General features: G+C 32.4%; 15 protein-coding genes and 1 pseudogene. 9 read left to right on the top strand and 7 right to left on the bottom strand.

From position 1 onward, the window contains the following. Positions 1-1,634 (bottom strand): annotated as a pseudogene (locus ACH2CG_RS17115) (hypothetical protein); the annotation flags it as partial. Between the two features lie 203 nt (positions 1,635-1,837). Between ACH2CG_RS17115 and ACH2CG_RS17110 the strand changes: the two are divergent. Beyond that, positions 1,838-2,548, top strand: a complete 711-nt coding sequence (locus tag ACH2CG_RS17110; protein WP_395067430.1) for a hypothetical protein — start codon at positions 1,838-1,840, stop codon at positions 2,546-2,548. A 25-nt stretch (positions 2,549-2,573) separates the two neighbouring features. Here ACH2CG_RS17110 and ACH2CG_RS17105 read toward each other — a convergent pair whose 3' ends face one another. The 5 genes from ACH2CG_RS17105 to ACH2CG_RS17085 form a co-directional block, all read right to left on the bottom strand. Then, complete coding sequence (locus ACH2CG_RS17105; protein WP_395067428.1) at positions 2,574-3,845, bottom strand: beta-ketoacyl-[acyl-carrier-protein] synthase family protein; 1,272 nt, start codon at positions 3,843-3,845, stop codon at positions 2,574-2,576. Between the two features lie 69 nt (positions 3,846-3,914). Further along, positions 3,915-4,343, bottom strand: a complete 429-nt coding sequence (locus tag ACH2CG_RS17100; RefSeq protein WP_395067426.1) for a 3-hydroxyacyl-ACP dehydratase FabZ family protein — start codon at positions 4,341-4,343, stop codon at positions 3,915-3,917. Between the two features lie 131 nt (positions 4,344-4,474). Further along, on the bottom strand, positions 4,475-5,527 hold the full coding sequence (locus tag ACH2CG_RS17095; protein WP_395067424.1) for a type III polyketide synthase: 1,053 nt from the start codon (positions 5,525-5,527) through the stop codon (positions 4,475-4,477). Positions 5,528-5,644: 117 nt separating this feature from the next. Then, the gene (locus tag ACH2CG_RS17090) at positions 5,645-6,358 is read right to left on the bottom strand and encodes a methyltransferase domain-containing protein (protein WP_395067422.1); all 714 of its coding nucleotides are present in this window, start codon (positions 6,356-6,358) and stop codon (positions 5,645-5,647) included. Positions 6,359-6,427: 69 nt separating this feature from the next. Continuing rightward, a complete protein-coding gene (locus ACH2CG_RS17085; protein WP_395067420.1) occupies positions 6,428-7,546 on the bottom strand; it encodes an NAD(P)/FAD-dependent oxidoreductase in 1,119 nt (372 codons plus the stop codon). Positions 7,547-7,736: 190 nt separating this feature from the next. Between ACH2CG_RS17085 and ACH2CG_RS17080 the strand changes: the two genes are divergently transcribed. From ACH2CG_RS17080 to ACH2CG_RS17065, 4 genes are read left to right on the top strand one after another with little or no spacing between them, the layout of a single operon-like run. Further along, positions 7,737-9,242 carry a glycoside hydrolase family 32 protein gene (locus tag ACH2CG_RS17080; protein WP_395067418.1) on the top strand — a complete coding sequence of 502 codons (1,506 nt, stop codon included), beginning with the start codon at positions 7,737-7,739 and terminating at the stop codon, positions 9,240-9,242. 9 nt (positions 9,243-9,251) lie between these two features. Next, positions 9,252-10,577, top strand: coding sequence for a sugar porter family MFS transporter (locus ACH2CG_RS17075; RefSeq protein ID WP_395067416.1), 1,326 nt, complete (start codon positions 9,252-9,254; stop codon positions 10,575-10,577). Between the two features lie 4 nt (positions 10,578-10,581). Further along, a complete protein-coding gene (locus ACH2CG_RS17070; RefSeq protein ID WP_395067414.1) occupies positions 10,582-11,466 on the top strand; it encodes a carbohydrate kinase in 885 nt (294 codons plus the stop codon). A gap of 33 nt (positions 11,467-11,499) precedes the next feature. Beyond that, entirely contained in the window at positions 11,500-12,138 is a 639-nt protein-coding gene (locus ACH2CG_RS17065; RefSeq protein WP_395067412.1) for an SGNH/GDSL hydrolase family protein, read from the top strand. Between the two features lie 45 nt (positions 12,139-12,183). On the opposite strand, the gene acs is transcribed toward ACH2CG_RS17065, so the two are convergent. Further along, positions 12,184-14,091 carry an acetate--CoA ligase gene (gene acs / locus ACH2CG_RS17060; RefSeq protein WP_395067410.1) on the bottom strand — a complete coding sequence of 636 codons (1,908 nt, stop codon included), beginning with the start codon at positions 14,089-14,091 and terminating at the stop codon, positions 12,184-12,186. A 161-nt stretch (positions 14,092-14,252) separates the two neighbouring features. Between acs and ACH2CG_RS17055 the strand changes: the two genes are divergently transcribed. From ACH2CG_RS17055 to ACH2CG_RS17040, 4 genes are all read left to right on the top strand, one after another. Further along, positions 14,253-14,852 carry a flavin reductase family protein gene (locus ACH2CG_RS17055; protein WP_395067409.1) on the top strand — a complete coding sequence of 200 codons (600 nt, stop codon included), beginning with the start codon at positions 14,253-14,255 and terminating at the stop codon, positions 14,850-14,852. A gap of 85 nt (positions 14,853-14,937) precedes the next feature. Then, on the top strand, positions 14,938-17,253 hold the full coding sequence (locus ACH2CG_RS17050; RefSeq protein WP_395067407.1) for a bifunctional salicylyl-CoA 5-hydroxylase/oxidoreductase: 2,316 nt from the start codon (positions 14,938-14,940) through the stop codon (positions 17,251-17,253). 52 nt (positions 17,254-17,305) lie between these two features. Beyond that, positions 17,306-18,895 carry an AMP-binding protein gene (locus ACH2CG_RS17045; RefSeq protein ID WP_395067405.1) on the top strand — a complete coding sequence of 530 codons (1,590 nt, stop codon included), beginning with the start codon at positions 17,306-17,308 and terminating at the stop codon, positions 18,893-18,895. A gap of 108 nt (positions 18,896-19,003) precedes the next feature. Then, a partial coding sequence (locus tag ACH2CG_RS17040; RefSeq protein WP_395067403.1) for a glutamate synthase-related protein occupies positions 19,004-19,910 on the top strand: 907 nt, incomplete at its 3' end.

Raw genomic sequence — 19,910 nt, 5'->3', positions numbered from 1 at the left:
TGACAAAAAACAGAATTAAGCGAAAATGTTGGCGAAACTGATGGAGTAATTGTAGTATTTAAAGTAAAACTTGTAGCACATTGACCAGCATTAGGCGTAAAAATATAAGTTCCAGAATTTTGATTGTCAATAACATTTGGCGACCAAATTCCAGATATTCCGTTAGTTGAAGTTGTGGGTAAAATTGGAACAGAATTATTTTGACAAAAAACAGAATTAAGCGAAAATGTTGGCGAAACTGATGGAGTAATTATTGAATTTAAAGTAAAACTTGTAGCACATTGACCAGCATTAGGCGTAAAAGTATAAGTTCCAGAATTTTGATTGTCAATGACATTTGGCGACCAAGTTCCAGATATTCCGTTAGTTGAAGTTGAGGGTAAAATTGTTGCTAAATTTTGACAAACAGCATTAGATAAATTAAATGTTGGAATAATGTTGTCAATTAAACTAACAGCCAAAGTTGCTTCATTATTAGTGTTGTTACTTTCTGCTACTATTGGTGTTGCTAAACCATTACTATTACTTACCACTTTAATTGTAAAATTATTTGGAATTGTATTTGGAATAGTAACAGGAACGTTAAAAACCAATTCGCCACCAACAGGAATTATCGTTGTAGTGGAAACAGTGGTAAGCAATGTGGTATCTGCATAAATGGCAACTGGCGTGCCAATAGGCAAAGGTGCATTGGCATTGGTATTCTTTAATTTAAAACTCACATTTAAATTGCGATTATTGCAAATCGCTTGACCTGTAACACTTGTTATTTGCGCTGTTGCATCTGGTAACTCGGAACGTATTGAGGTTATCATAACTTGAAGAAAACGCCAAAAAATTGAGGAGAACAAAATGTTAGCACTAGTATCTCCAACATTTATGTTACTACTGATATCAAAAGTATCAACATCTAAATTCCAACTATTATTTTGATTAGTAAAACTGTTAGTACCATTAAAAGGATTATAAGCAGGGTTTTGAGCATTTGCTAAAATATTGCCATTGACTGAAATATTTTCGTTAAAAAATAAATTTGGGCTTCCATTCCAAACTAAATAAGTTAATGTTGCATTATTAGTGGATGATATGTTTAAGTTATTTACAACAACTGGAGTAGTTCCATTGTTAAAAAATTCAGCTGCAATATTAAAACCATCATAAATATTAAGTTGCGTTATTGGCAAACTAACTTCTTCGTAAATTACAACAATGTTCCAACCAGAATAAAAAACTAAATTAGAACAATAACCTGATATTAGCGGATTTAAATTTAAGTTACTAAAATTATAATTACCATTTCCAAAATTAATAACATCTTGTGTTACATCTTTAAATGATCCAAAATATTTAAAAAAAGGGCTTGGATCAGGATTACCAACGTGAGTTTCTGTTGCGGTATAATTAATTCCATTCAAATTGACAGTTGAATTAAATGTGCCTTCCCCAATTCCACTCCAATACAAATAAGCGGCCACAATATTTTGATTTGGGGATAAGTTTAGTGTTGCTATTGATTGGGTTAACATTTGACATTGAGGAGTTGGACTCTGCCAGTTATCAAATTGATTGTGTGTGTTACCTATTATTGTGTAACCATAATGTCCATTGAACTGAGTTTTTAAAGATAAAGGCACATCAGATTGTGAGTAACAAAAAAAATTTAACAACAGGATAAGGTAATTTATTTTTTTCATCGCATCAAACTAATAAGATACTCAAAAGTAAGTAATTAGCTATAAATAAAAGTATAAACTATAGTTAAAAATGAGTTGAAAAAACTTTTTTTTTATTATGCCAAAAATATTGTATTGCTTTGAGTAAATTTAAATGTAAAATTATGAAAACAAAATTATTATTATTTGCAATGTTGTGTTTTGAATTGTCACACGCGCAACTAAATTATTCAGCTGGAACAGTTACGTCGCCTATTCCACCAGTACCAATTACAATGCCATCAACAGCAGCACCGAATGAAATTTTTAGATTTCAGCCAGGTAATGTTACTCAATTGGATTTAGGAACAAATTTTAACTTTACTAATTCTCGATGGTTTTCAATGGGTAAAGTCGTTACAGGTACAAATACAGCTTATGGTTTACGATTTCAATTGCCAAACAAGGCTTTAACTTTTGGTTACAATAATGTCACCAATCTTAATCCACGTATAGAATGGATTGGGACTGGTGTAGACTTAGGAAACTTAGAGTTTAGAGTTGCAAATGGTTTTGGAGCATCTGGTTCACCAGCACCAAGTACTGTTGTAGCAACAATGACCAGTTTTGGCAACACCGTTTTTGGAGATTTGGCTCTTTTTGGAGTTCCTACTGCCACATCAGCAGAAGTTGGTATTGCTTCGAATAATCCTTTTTCATTAGATGTTAAAGGTGGTTCAACAGCAGGTGTAAATGTAGATTCTTCAACTTTGGGCTTAAAAATTACTTCATCAGATACTGGAGCAGATATTGTTGCAAAAGTAAAAGGAATTAATATTTTGGCTGCAAACGGCACAGATACTTTTGGTGCAAATATTGAATCATCTCTGGGCTAAAATTTTAAAATTTAGTTCGGAGATTTTATTTATATTTTTTAAAAATCACACATCCATTAACATCACCAAAACCAAAACTTGCTTTAGCAACAATATTTATTTTGCGTTCCATTAATTGCATCGGAATTTTTGTTTTAGATATCAATGCTGTTATCTCTGGATTCAAATCTTCACAATTCCTGTTCGGAAAAACAAATCCGTGATAAATTTGCAAAACAGAAGCCACACTTTCAATACTTCCAGCTGCAGATAAGCAATGACCAACTGTAGATTTTAGTGAGTTTATGAATGGAAAATCAGTTCCATTTCTATTTAAAGCTTCCGTCCAATTTTTAATTTCCAAACCATCTTTGGATGTTGCTGTTAAATGGCCGTTAATGGCATCAATATCATTTGCAGAAATTCCTGCATTATCAATTGCATCAACAATACATTTTTGAACAGCAACCGAGTTTGGTGCCGTCATCGTTCCTTCACCGCGTTGTCCACCAGAATTTATAGTTCCACCAAGAATTTCGGCATAAATTTTTGCTCCACGATGCAAAGCAGTTTCTAAATCTTCAATTAACAAAGCACCACTTCCACTTCCTGGTACAAATCCCGAAGCTGTTGCGCTCATTGGTCGTGAGCCATTTTCTGGCGCATCATTATGTTTGAATGTGCAAACTCTCATGGCGTCAAATCCACCCCAAATGTAAGGTCCAGAATCGCTTGTGCTTCCGGCAATAATACGTTTGGCCTGACCCGATTTTATACGTTCATAAGCCATCAAGATACTTTCAGTTCCTGTTGTACAAGCTGATGAATTGGTTGTAACTTGATTTCCTAATCCTAATTTTCCACCAATGTAAGCACTTACACCCGAATTCATCGTTTGGGCAACCGCTGTACTTCCTAATCTTCGGGTTTGAAAATCGTCTATTTTGTAGATGCTTTCTCTAAATTTATCTATTCCAGAAGTTCCAGTTCCGAAAATTGTTCCCGAATCCCAATCTGGATTTTCGTTGTTTTCAATCAATAAACCTGCGTCTTTCCATGCGTCAAGTGCCGCAATTACGCCATATAATATTCCAGATGAATTGAAATTTCGCAATTCTAATTCGGTGAAATAGTTTAAAGACAATTCGGTAGAAATTTCTGGTTTTCCAGATATCTGACATGAAAATTGCAATCTTTCTAGTTCGGCATCGTGCTTTATTCCAGATATTCCGTTTTTTATGGCATTAGTAAATGCGTCAAGTCCTACTCCATTTGGAGCCACTATGCCTAAACCTGTTATTACTACTCTTTTTTTCAATGTCAATATCAATTACAATTTCAAAAATCAACTTCAAAAATCAATTATAAATATAAAATTCTATTTTTTTTAAATCATCATTCCAGCAATTGTACCTGAACAAACTTCTTCATTTTTAGAATTTATCATTTTTACTTTACACTTTAATTTTCCGAATCTGAAATATATTTTCTCTGAAATCACTGTTACTTTTTCGTTTGGATAAACTGGTTTTAAAAATTCTATTTCATTTGATGTTAATGCAATTACAGTATTTTTATTAACTTCATTGTTTAATAAAAATAGCCCCAAACAAACCACTCCAATTTGTGCCATTACTTCGGTTAAAATTACGCCTGGTGTAACTGGATTGTCTTTAAAATGACCTTTGTAAAAATCTAAATTTGCATCGAAAGTATAGTTTCCTTCTACTCCATTTTCGTTAATAGTGATTATTTCATCAACAAATAAAAACGGTTTAGAATATGGTAATTTTGATATGATTTCTTGGTTTGTCATAATTTTACTTTCCTTTTTTGCCGCGAATTACACAAATTAACACTAATTTAAAAAACTATATAACATCACGAATGTAAGTGATTTCTAATAAAAATAATTTGTGCTAATTTGTGTAATTCGTGGCTAAAAATTTAAAATTCTAATAAAATACGTTGTGCCGAAAATCCTGGACCAAAACTCAACATCAATCCTTTTTCGCCTTTCTTAGGTTTAGCATCCATAATTCGTTCTAAAACATACAAAACTGTTGCGCTAGACATGTTTCCATACAATCGCAGAACTTCCTTAGTATCATTAATATTCTTGCCTAAATCGGAAAATAAATCTTCTACAGTATTCACAATTTTTTTTCCACCGGGATGAAAAATCAAATGGTCAATAGCATCAATTTTTAACTGATTTTTTTCTAAAAACGGATGAATAATATCGGGAAAATGTGATGCAATAGTTTCTGGAACTTCAATGTCTAGCACCATTTGCAAACCTGAATTGGTTAACTTAAATCCCATCATGTGAATGTTATCGTAAAAATGATACATGTCTTCGGCTACAATTTCTGGACCTTCATCTTCTTCATTTGACGAAAGTAAAACACACGCTGCACCATCGCCAAAAATAGCCGCACTTACAATATTTGCCATCGAAAAATCATCGAGTTGAAAAGTAGCTGTTGGACTTTCGACCGCGATAACTGCGGCACGTTTTCCTGGGTTGGCTTTCAAGAAATTTTTGGCATAAATAATGCCTGAAATTCCTGCGGCACATCCCATTTCGGTTACTGGTAAACGCACAATATCTTGGCGCAATTGTAATGAATTTATCAAATAGGCATCAAGTGACGGAATCATAATTCCGGTGCAACTTACCGTTATAATGTAATCTAAATCGGTTGGTTGCCAGTTGGCTTTGTCCAATGCTTTTTGCAACACTTTTTCGCCTAAATCTATTACTTCTCTACTGTAAATGTCGTTTCGTTCTTCGAATGATGTTTTGGTGAAAACTTCAATCGGATCCATTATTGAGTAGCGTTTATCGACCATTGCTCCTTCAAAAATCTTTTTTACTTTTCTTATAAAACGCGGTTCTTGACCTATTAACCAAGCATCCAAAAATGGTAGAATTTCTGCTGTCGATCGGGAATATTTTGGTAATTGCTTAGCAACTGTTTTTATTTTTACACTCATTGTCAATTTCAAATTTCAATGTCAATTTTAATGACAATATTACAACACTATTAAACCTTAAACTATTTTAAACAATCTTAAACAATTTTAAACAACCTTAAACAATTTTAAACAATTTTAAACTTTTTCAATTATCCACTGGTAACGAAAAGCCCATTTCCATTGAATGGAATACTTTTTTAAATGCATTTTTTTAGAAAAAACTTCTAATTCTTCTTTCTTAAATCCTCTCAAAATGGACACCAATCCATCCTCTTTTGACATTTTATTTAATCTAAAAACGAAGCACAACCCTTGAAATAATCTATAAGCAATAGCGCTTCTTTGCAAATCATTGATTACAATTCCGATAGCAGCATTGTTATAAAAAACCTCTAGTAATTTAATAATTTCATCGTCTTTAAAATGATGTAAAGTCAACGTGCACAATACAATATCATATTTTAAATCTTTAAATTTTTCGTCAAAAATATCTTCGCATTGGTAACTAATATTTGGATAATGTTTCGATAATTCTTTGGCATGATTAACTGTAAATTGATTGGCATCAATACCTATTAATTTGAAATTCAAATTATTATTGGAAGCATAATCGGCTAAAGATCGCAACATATCACCGTTTCCACACCCAATATCAGCAATTGTAACTTCTTTATCTAGCGCAACTTTATTTATCAAATTTTGAATACCTTGTAAAGTTAGTTTGTTTCCGCCTAAAAGCTGATTAATTTTGGCAATTTTATCTAAAGCATCACGAAGAATTTCGCCTTCTAGGGCAAAATCATCCATGATTTCTGGATCATCTGTTCTGTATTTTGTATTTAAAAGCATTAATTGTTGTCTTATCTTTTTTATATTGATATTCTAATTGATTTTTGAAATTGATATTAATATTGAAATTTAAAAAGGTTTTCCATGTGTTTTTCTAATAATTGTATTTAATACTAATGGAAATATAATTGATATACGCATCAATGCTTCAGAAAGTTTTGGTTTTAACAATGTCTTAGATAATAACCGACCAGTTTTTAGACGTCTTTTAAAATTAAAATTCCATAATTTACTATATTTTTTTTCTAAATCTGCTCTGGTTTTTAATTCATTATTAGCAAAACCAATGAGTAATTCAGAGACCAATTTAGCACTGTGTATAGCCATTGCCATTCCGTTTCCGCACAAAGGATGAATTAATCCAGCAGTATCGCCAATCATCAAAATATGATTTTCTACCGAAAGTTTTTCTTCAAACGAGATTTGACTAATTGTTAGTGGTTTTTCAAAAAGCAATTTAGAATTTTCAAAAATTTTATTCAAATGAGGATTTTGTTTCACAACTAGATTCTGAAAATCATTTACATTTTTATATTCTTTAAATGCAGCGTATTGTGTTATATAACAAATATTTATTATGTCATTTTCAACTTTAGAAACGCCACAATAACCGCCTTTAAAATTATGTAACCCAACCAAATCATTAGGAAATTCACCCAAATAATGCGCTTTAACAGCTAGCCAAGGCGATTTTTGTTTGATAAAATTTCTATTTAATCTTAAATCAATATTAGAACGTTTTCCAAATGCTCCAATTACAAAATCGGCTACTAAAATAGTTCCATCCGATGTTGCAATAGTAAATTTTTCTTTATCAAAAATAACATCTTCGACTTCTTCTTTAAGAATTTTACAGCCGTTTTCAATTGCTATTTTATAAAGATAAAAATCCAATTGGTACCTACTCACACCAAATCCACCAAGCGGAAGTTTTGTATTTATCGAAGTTCCATCGGTGGTAGAAAATTGAAGTTTTGTTATAGTAGTAGGCTTTAAATGAGATAATTGAATTCCTAAATAGTCAAAATAAGAAAGTACTTCATTAGAAATATATTCGCCACAAACTTTATGTTTTGGAAATTCATTTTTTTCAATAATTGTTACAGAAATTCCTTTTTTAGAAAGATGGATTCCTGCAGTTAAACCGGCCAAACCTCCGCCAATTATTATTATTTCTAAATTTCTCATAGTTTGTAAATTTACTAAAATCATTTAGTAAAACATTATAGAAATTTTTAAATATATTATATTTATTTTGGAATTTTTAAAAATCTAAAACGTTATCGCTCCCATAAACCCTTCTTTTTTTAGTTAACTTTTTTTATACTTATTTTTTTATTTTAAATTTAAAAAATAATAGTAATTTCATAAAAAAGATATGATTTTTTTTAAAACTATCAAAAACACCTTTGTTTTATTAGCAACTATATTTTTTTGTTGTGGTTATTCACAAGAAAAATATAAAGAGCAATTTCGTCCACAATTTCATTTTACTCCAGAATCCAAGTGGATGAATGATCCTAACGGAATGGTTTATTTAAATGGAACGTATCATTTATTTTATCAATATTATCCAGATGGAATAGTTTGGGAACCAATGCATTGGGCTCATTCTGTGAGTACCGATTTATTGCATTGGAAACCGTTACCTATTGCTTTATATCCAGATAAATTGGGTTGGATTTTCTCAGGAAGTTGTGTAATTGATAAAGAAAATACAGCTGGATTTGGAGCAAATGCCATGATTGCTATTTTTACTTATCACAATGATGAAATTTCAAAATCGGGCAATAAGAACACTGAAAGTCAAGGGATAGCCTACAGTTTAGACGAAGGCTTAACTTGGACAAAATATGATGCAAATCCAGTTTTAAATAATTCTGGTGAGCAAGATTTTCGTGATCCAAAAGTCTTTTGGCATGAGTCAACTTCCAAGTGGATTATGACGCTTGCTGTTGGTGATAGAATAAAATTATTTTCATCTAAAAACTTAAAAAAATGGCAATTTGAAAGTGAGTTTAAACCTGATAATGACACAAAAGAATTAGGTGTTTGGGAATGTCCCGATTTATTTTCTATAAAATCGAATAATGGAGAAACCAAATGGGTTTTAATCATAAATCATGGTGAGAAAGCTCCAAATGGCGGTTCGGGAACACGCTATTTTGTTGGTAATTTCGACGGAAAAACATTTCAGGAAACTCAAAAAGATTTATGGTTAGATTATGGAACCGATTTTTATGCCGGAGTTACTTTTTCAAATGTTCCAAATGATAAAAAAATCTTGATATCATGGATGAGCAACTGGCAATATGCAACTAAAGTTCCAACTGAAGTTTGGCGAAGTGCCATGACGTTACCAAGAGAATTGATATTAAAAAAACAAGGTTTTTACTATGCTTTAGATCAAAAAATAGTTGATACTTTTAGTACAATTACTACTTCTACTTTCAATAAAAAAACTGTTGAAATGCCTTTCTCTAAAGAAGTTGATCTTTCGCAAACAGAAATTTCATTTGATGTTGAAAAAAATACGTCTACTATTACAATCGAACTCTCAAACAAAAAAGGTGAACTATTTTTAATTGAATTAAGTAATGGTCAATTGACAACAAACCGAATGAAATCTGGTAAAATAGATTTTAGTGAAACGTTCGCTAGTAAAGTTCAAAAGATGCCTTTGTCTGGAGCAAAAATTACCTCATTTCAATTGTTAATGGATAAATCTTCTATAGAAATTTTATTGAATGACGGACGTTTTTCAATGACCAACTTATTTTTCCCTAAGGAAGACTATTCTATTATAAGCATAAAATCTAAAGACAAAAAGAAAATTAAAAACCTAAAAATCAATGCTGTAAAAAGTGTTTGGAATAAAAATTAAATTAAATTTATGAACAACAAAAAAATACTTTATTGGTCAATTGTAGTAGCTTTGGCTGGATTTTTATTTGGATTTGACACCGTAGTTATTTCTGGAGCAGATAAACAATTGCAACAGCTTTGGCATACTTCCGATTTATATCACGGATTGGTTGTAATGTCGTCTGCACTTTGGGGAACAGTTATTGGTGCCATTTTTGGAGCAATTCCAACTAACAAATTAGGACGTAAAAAAACATTAATCATTATAGGATTATTATTTTTTGTTTCTGCAATAGGAACTGCATTTGCTGGTGATTCTATAATTTTTGCCATTTTTAGATTTATTGGTGGATTAGGAATTGGTGCTTCTACAATTGCTGCTCCTACTTATGTATCAGAAATTGCTCCTGCTAAAGATAGAGGAAAATTGGTAGCATTGTATCAATTTAATATTGTATTTGGCATATTAATAGCTTTTACATCTAATTATTTTTTGCAAGATATTAGCGAAAATTCATGGCGATGGATGTTAGGTATTCAAGCTTTTCCTGCATTAATTTATACTATTTTAGTTTTTGGAGTTCCAGAAAGTCCGCGATGGATTTTAGAATATAAAAATGATAAAGATACAGCAAGTGCACTATTAAAAAAAATAAATCCAGAGGTAAATCTTGATCAAGAAATTGCAGCAATTGAAACTGAAAAATCTAATGAAACAAAAGGCGAAAACATCTTCATGAAAAAATATAGAAAACCATTGATGTTAGCGTTTTTTATAGCTTTTTTCAATCAATTATCTGGAATAAACGCCTTTTTATATTATGCACCACGAATTTTTGAATTAGCAGGTTTAGAAAAATCTGCTTCCTTTTTAAGCAGTATCGGAATTGGATTTGTAAACTTAATTTTTACCATTATTGGAATTTCATTAATTGATAAATTTGGAAGAAGAACCTTAATGTATATTGGTTCTGTGGGCTATATTATATCACTCGGATTGGTTTCTACAGCATTTTTATTAGAATGGAAAGGTATGTTGGTTCCAATTTTCTTTTTCTTGTTTATTGCCGCTCACGCTATTGGTCAAGGTGCTGTTATTTGGGTATTTATTTCTGAGATTTTTCCAAATAAATTACGTGCTGCCGGTCAAGCATTTGGATGTTCGGTACATTGGGTTTTGGCAGCATTAATACCTTCGTTTATTCCGTTCTTGTTTAAAGAAATAGGAACAGCAACGGTTTTCATTATCTTTTGTTTGATGATGGTTTTACAATTAGTGTGGGTTTTTCTTAAAATGCCCGAAACTAAAGGACGAACATTAGAAGAATTATCAGAAAGTTTATCAAAAAAATAAAATGATGTCAAGAAAAATAGTTTGTTTTGGAGAGGTTTTATGGGATGTTTTACCAACTAAAAAAATTGCTGGTGGCGCACCAATGAACGTTTCCATTAGATTACAATCGTTGGGAATTGAAACCAAAATGATTTCTAAAATAGGAAATGATTTATTGGGCAAAGAGTTGCTAGACATTATAGTAGAAAAAAGGGTTTCAAAGGCATTGATTCAAGTAGATGAATCACTTTCTACAGGTGAGGTTTTAGTAGAACTAGACCAAAAGGGAAGTGCAACCTATGATATAGTTTATCCGTCGGCTTGGGACAAAATTGAACTAACTCAAGAAAATAGTAATGAAGTAAAAGAGGCAGATGCATTGGTTTTTGGTTCGTTAGCGTGTCGCGATGAAGTATCTAAAAATACACTTCTAGAATTATTGAAAGTTGCCAAGTATAAAATATTTGATGTAAATATTCGTCCTCCATTCTATACTGTTCCATTTATTAAAGAAATGATGATTTTATCTGATTTTGTAAAATTAAATGAGGACGAGTTGCTAGAAGTTGCCCAAGCATTAGGATCTAAATCGGATGCTATTGAAACCAATATTTTATATCTTTCAAAACTTACTAATACTAATAAAATTTGCGTAACTAAAGGTGAAAATGGAGCTATTTTATATATTGAAAATCAGCTTTATAGCCATGAAGGATTTAAGGTAAAAGTAGTTGATACAATTGGTGCAGGTGACAGTTTTCTTGCGGCATTATTATCTAAAGTTTTATATTGTAATGATTATAAAAATGCTTTAAAATATGCTTGTGCTGTTGGTGCTTTAGTTGCATCTAATAATGGTGCAAATCCAGAATTGAAAGAAAATGATATTCTAAAGTTAATAAATCAATAGGCAATTGAAAAACTGTATTTTAAATTTCTATTTTTGTTACCACTAACATTTTACAGCCAAAATTCTATGAATACCGATTGGGCAAATTTAAATAAATATGCACTAGAGAATAGAAATATCAATTCTAATGCAACTAATATCGTTTTTATGGGCGATTCAATAACCGAATTTTGGAAGGTTAATAATCAAAGTTTTTTTGCGAATAATTTGTTTATTAATAGAGGAATTAGCGGACAAACGACGCCTCAAATGTTGCTTCGTTTTCGCCAAGATGTTATAAATTTAAAACCGAAAGCAGTGGTAATATTAGCAGGAATTAATGACATTGCCGAAAATACTGGACCAATTTCGATAGGACAAATTATGGAAAATATTATTTCTATGGTAGCATTGGCTCAAGCAAATAAAATTAAAGTGATTCTTTGTTCGGTACTTCCTGCGTATAAATTTAATTGGAATACAAAATTGCAACCAGCAGATAAAGTCATTCAATTGAACCAAATGATTGCAACCTATGCAAGCAAACATAAAATTACTTATGTAGATTATTTTACGGCAATGGTTGATGAAAATAATGGTTTATTGAAAAAATATGGTGATGATGGTGTTCATCCCAATATTGAAGGATATAAAATTATGGAACAAATGGTTCTACCAATTTTAAAAAACTAAAATAATAAAAGCTGCTTTAGTTATAAAACAGCTTTTTTATTTAATTTATAGTTTACCCAACCTAATTTCCTCTATAATTTCAGGATTTAAAAGCGTAGATGTATCACCAAAATTACTAAAATCGCCTTCTGCAATTTTACGTAAAATTCTTCTCATAATTTTTCCAGATCGAGTTTTTGGTAACCCAGAAACGAATTGGATTTTGTCTAACTTAGCAATTGGTCCTATTTGATCTGAAATTAATTGATTTATTTCTTTAGATAAGTTATCATGATTTCTTGATTCGCCAGTTTCTTTTAGAATCACAAAACCATAAAGAGCATTTCCTTTTATATCATGCGGAAAACCTACAATAGCACTTTCTGCAACAGCAGGATGTTCATTTATTGAATTTTCAATTGGTGCAGTTCCTAGATTGTGTCCCGAAACTATAATTACATCATCTACTCTACCTGTAATTTTATAGTAACCAACTTCATCGCGCAAAGCACCATCGCCAGTAAAATATTTTCCAGGAAAGGCAGAAAAGTAAGTTTCTTTAAATCGGTCGTGATCGTTCCAAATAGTTCGCGCCATTGCTGGCCATGGAAATTTGATACATAAACTTCCTACTACTTGATTTCCTTCAATTTCATTGCGAAGTTCATCCATCAATACAGGTTGAATTCCTGGTAATGGCAAGGTTGCATACGATGGTTTTGTTGGTGTTACAAACGGAATTGGCGAAATCATAATACAACCGGTTTCTGTTTGCCACCAAGTATCAACTAGTGGACAACGTTTGCCACCAACATGATCGTTATACCAATGCCAAGCTTCTTCATTTATAGGTTCACCAACAGAGCCAATAACCTTTAATGATTTCATTGGAAATTTCTGAACATAATCTATACTTTCTTTAGCCAAAGCTCGAATAGCCGTTGGTGCAGTATAAAATTGGTTTACTTTATGTTTTTCAATAATTTCCCAAAAGCGAGAAAAATCTGGATAAGAAGGCACACCTTCAAAAATTATTGTTGTTGCACCGTTTAATAACGGTCCGTAAAGAATATAAGAATGTCCGGTAATCCAACCTATATCGGCAGTACACCAATAAACATCATTTTCTTCATAGTTAAAAACATTTTTAAAAGTATAGGCTGTTTGCACCATATAACCAGCAGTTGTATGTAACATTCCTTTAGGTTTTCCAGTAGAACCAGAAGTATAAAGTATAAACAATGGATCTTCAGCATCCATTATTTCGGCAACGTTATTTGGTATCGCTTCGTCTAAAAGTGGTTGCAACCATTGATCTCGACCTTCTCTCATTTTTACTTCAGTATTAGTTCTTTTGACAACCAATACTTTCTCAACGCAAGGACATTTTTCTAGTGCTTCATCAATAATTCCTTTTAAATCTATAGTTTTATTTCCGCGAAAACCACCATCAGATGTAATGACCATTTTACAATCGGAATCGTTAATTCTAGTTGCAACTGCCGAAGCCGAAAATCCTGCAAAAACTACCGAATGCACTGCTCCTATTCGGGCGCAAGCCAAAACAGAAACTGCTAATTCTGGAATCATAGGTAAATAAATACAAACTCTATCACCTTTTTTAATTCCTTGTTCACGAAGTACATTTGCCATTTTAGCAACTCTTTCATACAATTCGTTATAGGAAATATGTAGTGCTTCTTCGTTTGGATTATTGGGTTCAAAAATGATTGCTGTTTTATCTCCACGACGTGATAAATGCCTGTCTATACAGTTTTTAGTAATGTTTAATTTTGCGTTTTGAAACCAAGTAAATTTGGCTTCCTGCATATCAAATTCTACTACTTTATCCCATTTTTGATACCATGTGAAATTTTCATCAGCTATTTTATCCCAAAATTTTCTCGGCTCTCGAACCGATTTTTTATACATTTTAAAATAATTTTCTAAATTTTCTATCTTGTAATAACTCATTTATTTTAAACTTAAAATTATAATCTATAAAAGTAAGAATTCTATATTGATATTAATAGCATTATTTTACCAAATTATATCTAAATAATTTCAATTTTTCACTAAAACGATATAGTGAAGATTCATTTTTTTTGTTTTAATTTGTAGAAACAAACTCAACAATGCAATTTGACCCAAACAATTTAGAACAATCCGCAATTTACAAATTATTAACAGGTTCAATAATTCCTAGACCAATTGGATGGATTTCAACTATCGATGAAAACGGAATAAACAACCTTGCTCCTTTCTCCTATTTCAATATTGTTGGTGAAAAACACGTTATGTTTTCTACGGCAAAAAGTAAAGGAAATAATAAAGACACACTTAATAACGTTTTAAGTAATAATGAATTTGTAGTAAACATGGTCACCGAAGATTTGGTTGAAGAAATGAACAATACAGCAGCAGAATTAGCACCTCATGAAGACGAGTTTTTACACGCAAACCTAACGCCTATTGCCAGTTCAATAATAAAACCAAACAGAGTTAAAGAGGCAAAAATTTCGTTCGAATGCAAAATGATTCATCAATATACCCTTCCAAATGAATATAACAATGGAGCAACAATGGTTATCGGTGAGATTGTAATGATGCATTTTGACGATAACGTTTTACTGGATAATTATAAAATTAACCTTGAAACATACAAGCCAATTTCTCGTTTAGCAGGTTCAAATTATGCTAAACTAGGTGAATTATTCTCAATTAAAAGATCATAATATTCCCTTTATAAAAATATAAATAATTAAAAATCCGTGGAAATCCGCGTTGCAAAGCATCCGTTTAATCCGCGTCCAAAAAGATATGAAAATAGCAGTAATTGGTGGTGGTCCAGGCGGACTTTACTTCTCTATATTAACAAAAAAAGCAATGCCCAATTGTCAAATCGATATTTACGAGCGTAATAAATCGGATGATAGTTTTGGTTTTGGCGTAGTTTTTTCTGATGAAACGTTGGGTGAATTCCTAAAACGTGACATGCAATCGTATGAATTAATCAGAAGCAAATTCGCCTATTGGGACGACATCATTATTGCTCGTGATGGAGAAACAGTAAATATTGCCGGAAACGGATTTTGTGGTTGTTCCCGAAAAACATTATTGCAATTATTACAACAACGTTGCACAGAAGAAGGCGTAAATCTGCATTTTGAGCACAATGTCGACGATTTAAGACAATTTGAAGATGCCGATATAATCATTGCTTCCGATGGAATTGGAAGTCAAATAAGAACAAAATTCGCCTCAGAATTCGGAACCAAAATAGAACTAAAGAAAAATAGATTTGTGTGGCTTGGTTCAACAAAACCATTAGACGCATTCACGTACTTTTTCAGAAATACAGAACACGGATTAATAGTAGCGCATTCCTATCAATACGAAGAAGGAATGAGTACTTGGATATTTGAATGCTCGGATGAAACTTGGCAAAAATTCAATTTTGAAGTTACCAACGAAGCCGATACCATTGCAAAAATTTCAGAAATTTTCAAGGAAGAATTAGATGGACATGGCTTGATTTCCAATAAATCACACTGGCGTCAATTTCCGCATGTAACTAATGAAAATTGGTATCATAAAAACATTGTTTTACTTGGTGATGCCAAAGCCACAGCGCATTATTCTATTGGTTCTGGAACAAAACTAGCGATGGATTCTGCCATTGGTTTGTTCGATGCGGTGATGGCAAATCCAACCGATGTCCAAGCTGCTTTTCAACAATATGATAAATCACGTCGAAATACTGTGGTGATGATTCAATATGCGGCATTAGTTTCGTTAGATTGGTTCGAAAACATGAACCGCCACAACCAACATCCTTTTTATCAATTTGCTTTCGGATGCATGACACGTGCTAAAAAAGTAACTTATGAGAATCTGAGATTGCGTGATAAATCATTTACTGATAAGGTTTTAGAGGAATTTAATTTATCATCTCGAGCGCAGTCGAGGGAATCTGATGTTGCAATAAACGCTAATCAATCTGCAGCCTTTTCTAAATTCAAATTAAGAGATTTAGAACTCCAAAACCGAATTGCCATGTCATCTATGGGACAATATTCTGCAGAAAACGGATTGGTAAACGACTGGCATTTTCAACATTATACCTCAAGAGCAATTGGCGGATTAGGATTGATTTTAACCGAAATGATAGCAATTTCAGAAACTGGACGTATTACTTTAGGTTGTGCAGGTATTTATAATAAAAATCAAATAGTTGAGTGGAAAAGAATTAATGATTTTATTCATAAAAACACACAAACAAAAATTGGAATTCAGGTTGGTCATTCCGGTAGAAAAGGCGCCACAAAAAAACCTTGGGAAGAAAATGATTTAGATGAAAAATGGGAATTAATTTCGGCGTCTCCAATTCCGTTTAATGATAAGTTTGCAACGCCAATAGAAATGACTTTATCCGATATGGATGATATCACTTCTCAATTTGTTCAAGCCACAATAAATTCAGAAAAAGCTGGATTTGACATGATCGAATTGCAAGCGCATCACGGATTTTTACTGGCTTCTTTCCTCTCGCCATTAACAAATATTAGATTTGATGAATTTGGCGGAAGCATCGAAAACCGTTTGAAATTTCCACTAAGAGTTTTTACAGAAATGCGAAACGTTTTCCCAAAAGAAAAACCAATGTCAGTAAGAATTTCAGCAACAGATTGGTCAGAAAATGGAATTTCGGAAGAAGATGTGATCCTAATTGCAACTGCTTTTAAAAATGCTGGTGCTGATATTATTAACGTTTCTACAGGAAATACAGTTGCCAATCAGAAACCGCAAACTGGCAGAATGTGGCAAACACCATTTTCAGATTTGGTTCGAAATACTGTTCACGTTCCAACAATTACTGCAGGATACATTCAAGATATTGATCAAATAAATACCATAATTTTAAACGGTCGCGCCGATATTGTAGCACTTGGAAGACCATTATTATTAGACCCATATTTTGTTAGAAATGCTCAGGCCTATGAAAATTTTGAATCAAATGACATTCCAAATCAATATAAAATGGGAATTTCACATTTAAATCCGTTAAAAACTTCTGAAAGAAAACAAACTGACGGAATGAAAAAAGCTTTGAAACCAAAAAGTAATAAGAAGTAATTTAACTCCGACAGAGTTTTGAACTCTGTCGGAGTTGTTATCAAAAATTCAAATGAAACACTACGAAGATAATTTTGCACAACATAGTTTACCTGAATTAGAATTTCTTCCACAATATTATTTTTTAGATTTAACACAATTTCAGCATCCAGAAATGCTCAATTGTGTTGATAAATTATTAGACAATCACATTAATGAAGGTCGCGGAAACAACATTTGCATTAAAACTTTTACAGAAACTTGGACGTATCAAGATTTATACGAAAAAACCAATCAGATTGCGCATGTTTTAATAGATGATTTAGCATTAAAATCGGGCAATCGTGTGTTGATAAGGTCTGCCAATAATCCAATGATGGTCGCTTGTTGGTTTGCCGTATTAAAAGCTGGCGGAATCGTAGTTTCAACAATGCCACTACTTCGTGCAAAAGAATTGACCACAATGATTGATTGTGCCGAAATTTCCCATGCCTTCTGCGACAGCGAATTAGAAGAAGAAATGAATTTGGTAAAATCCAACTTTCTTAAAAAAGTCAGCTTCTTCAGAAATTCCGATTTGGAAAATTTGATGGAATCCAAACCAAAAACATTCGTTAATTATCATTCCAAAGCCGATTCTATTTGCTTAATCGGATTTACTTCTGGAACAACAGGTTTACCCAAAATGACGTCTCATTATCACAAAGATATTTTAAATATTTGCGAAGCATTTCCTCAATATTCATTACAACCCACTCAAAACGATGTTTTTACAGGAAGTCCTCCACTAGGATTTACCTTCGGTCTTGGCGGATTGGTTTTGTTTCCAATGTATTTTGGAGCATCAACTTTTTTAATAGAAAAACCTTCACCAGATTTACTATTAAAAGCAATTCAAGAATACAAAATCACAATCTGTTTCACAGCGCCAACAGCATGGAGAATCATCACAACCAAAGTTAATGAGTACGATATTTCTAGCTTACGCAAATGTATTTCTGCCGGCGAAACCCTACCATTAAAGGTTTGGCAAGATTGGTACACTGCAACTGGACTAAAAATCATAGACGGAATTGGAGCAACCGAAATGCTACATATTTTCATTTCATCTAACGAAAAAAACATGAAACCTGGCGCAACCGGAAAAGCAATTACAGGTTATGAGGCCAAAATAATCGATGCCGACGGAAATGAAGTTCCAACTAACGAATCAGGAAGATTGGCCGTTCGAGGAATCACAGGATGCAAATACCTAAACCGAATTGAAAAACAAAGAGAATATGTAGAAAACGGATGGAATATTACAGGAGATATTTTCCGTCAAGATGAAGATGGTTATTTTTGGTTTGTAGCTCGTGGCGACGATATGATAATTTCTTCAGGATATAATATTGGTGCAATTGAAGTAGAATCCGTACTTTTAACCCATGAAGATATATTAGAATGTGCCGTTGTTGGTTTGCCAGATGAAGAACGTGGGATGTTAGTTTGCGCTTACATTGTACTAAAAGATTCATCTAAAGCATCAGATGAATTTAAAAAACATATTCAACTGTGGTTCAAAGAATCAGCAGCGCCATATAAATATCCAAGAACACTATTTTTTGTAGAAGAATTACCAAAAACTGAGACTGGAAAGATTCAGCGATTTAAATTGAAATAGTATTAAGATTGAAGTAGTAAGTATTGAGATTAAAACTTTGTAAACAGATAAATAGTTAAATAATAAGAATTATTGTTCGAGTAAATTCGTGGCTAAAAAAAATAAAAAATGAGAAAAGTATTCATAACATTCGCCATAACATCATTGGCAATTATCGGAATTCTAACCTATATCAACTGGAAATTCAGTTTTCTGTTATTGATATTTATTCCACTTATCATCATGGGTTTTTACGATATGTTCCAATCCAAAAAAACCATTCGTAGAAATTTTCCATTGCTGGGAAGAATGCGTTATTTGCTTGAAGCACTTGGTCCAGGCGTTCGCCAATATTTCATAGAAAGCGATACCGACGGAAAACCATTCACAAGATTACAACGAAGTTTGGTCTATCAACGAAGCAAAAAAGAAACCGATTCCATGCCATTCGGAACACAACTTGACGTTTATGAAAACGGTTATGAGTGGATAAATCACAGTATTAGAGCCATTTCTTTTTCAAATGTAAATGAAAATCCGAGAGTTCGAATTGGTTCTTCTCAATGCGAAAAACCGTATGATGCAAGTTTATTCAACATCAGCGCCATGAGTTTTGGATCACTTAGTAAAAATGCAATTCTAGCATTAAATAACGGAGCAAAACAAGGAGGATTTTACCATAATACTGGCGAAGGCGGACTTTCTCCTTACCATTTGCAAGGTGGTGATGTCGTTTGGAATATAGGTACAGGATATTTCAGTTGTCGCAATTCCGAAGGAAAATTTGATTACGACGAATTTACAAAACGCGCCACTTTGGACAACGTCAAAATGATTGAAATTAAATTCTCACAAGGCGCAAAACCTGGCCATGGTGGCATTTTACCAAAAGAAAAAGTAACCGATGAAATTGCTAATATTCGTCTAGTTTCCAAAGGTCACGATATTATTTCACCGCCAACGCATTCGGCATTTACCAATCCGTTAGAATTAATGGAATTTGTGAAATTATTGCGAAACGGTTCAGGCGGAAAAC

The organism is Flavobacterium sp. (genome assembly GCF_043778725.1).
Taxonomy (GTDB): domain Bacteria; phylum Bacteroidota; class Bacteroidia; order Flavobacteriales; family Flavobacteriaceae; genus Flavobacterium.
The sequence above is the reverse complement of the archived record's forward strand: the minus strand, read 5'-3'. Positions and strand labels throughout refer to the sequence as shown.

What these genes read in the sequence shown, in the direction of transcription:
- ACH2CG_RS17110 (WP_395067430.1), top strand. Translation starts at nt 1,838, where the DNA reads ATGAAAACAAAATTATTATTATTTGCAATGTTGTGTTTTGAATTGTCA.
- ACH2CG_RS17100 (WP_395067426.1), bottom strand. Translation starts at nt 4,343, where the DNA reads ATGACAAACCAAGAAATCATATCAAAATTACCATATTCTAAACCGTTT.
- ACH2CG_RS17095 (WP_395067424.1), bottom strand. Translation starts at nt 5,527, where the DNA reads ATGAGTGTAAAAATAAAAACAGTTGCTAAGCAATTACCAAAATATTCC.
- ACH2CG_RS17090 (WP_395067422.1), bottom strand. Translation starts at nt 6,358, where the DNA reads ATGCTTTTAAATACAAAATACAGAACAGATGATCCAGAAATCATGGAT.
- ACH2CG_RS17085 (WP_395067420.1), bottom strand. Translation starts at nt 7,546, where the DNA reads ATGAGAAATTTAGAAATAATAATAATTGGCGGAGGTTTGGCCGGTTTA.
- ACH2CG_RS17080 (WP_395067418.1), top strand. Translation starts at nt 7,737, where the DNA reads ATGATTTTTTTTAAAACTATCAAAAACACCTTTGTTTTATTAGCAACT.
- ACH2CG_RS17075 (WP_395067416.1), top strand. Translation starts at nt 9,252, where the DNA reads ATGAACAACAAAAAAATACTTTATTGGTCAATTGTAGTAGCTTTGGCT.
- ACH2CG_RS17070 (WP_395067414.1), top strand. Translation starts at nt 10,582, where the DNA reads ATGTCAAGAAAAATAGTTTGTTTTGGAGAGGTTTTATGGGATGTTTTA.
- acs (WP_395067410.1), bottom strand. Translation starts at nt 14,091, where the DNA reads ATGAGTTATTACAAGATAGAAAATTTAGAAAATTATTTTAAAATGTAT.
- ACH2CG_RS17055 (WP_395067409.1), top strand. Translation starts at nt 14,253, where the DNA reads ATGCAATTTGACCCAAACAATTTAGAACAATCCGCAATTTACAAATTA.
- ACH2CG_RS17050 (WP_395067407.1), top strand. Translation starts at nt 14,938, where the DNA reads ATGAAAATAGCAGTAATTGGTGGTGGTCCAGGCGGACTTTACTTCTCT.
- ACH2CG_RS17045 (WP_395067405.1), top strand. Translation starts at nt 17,306, where the DNA reads ATGAAACACTACGAAGATAATTTTGCACAACATAGTTTACCTGAATTA.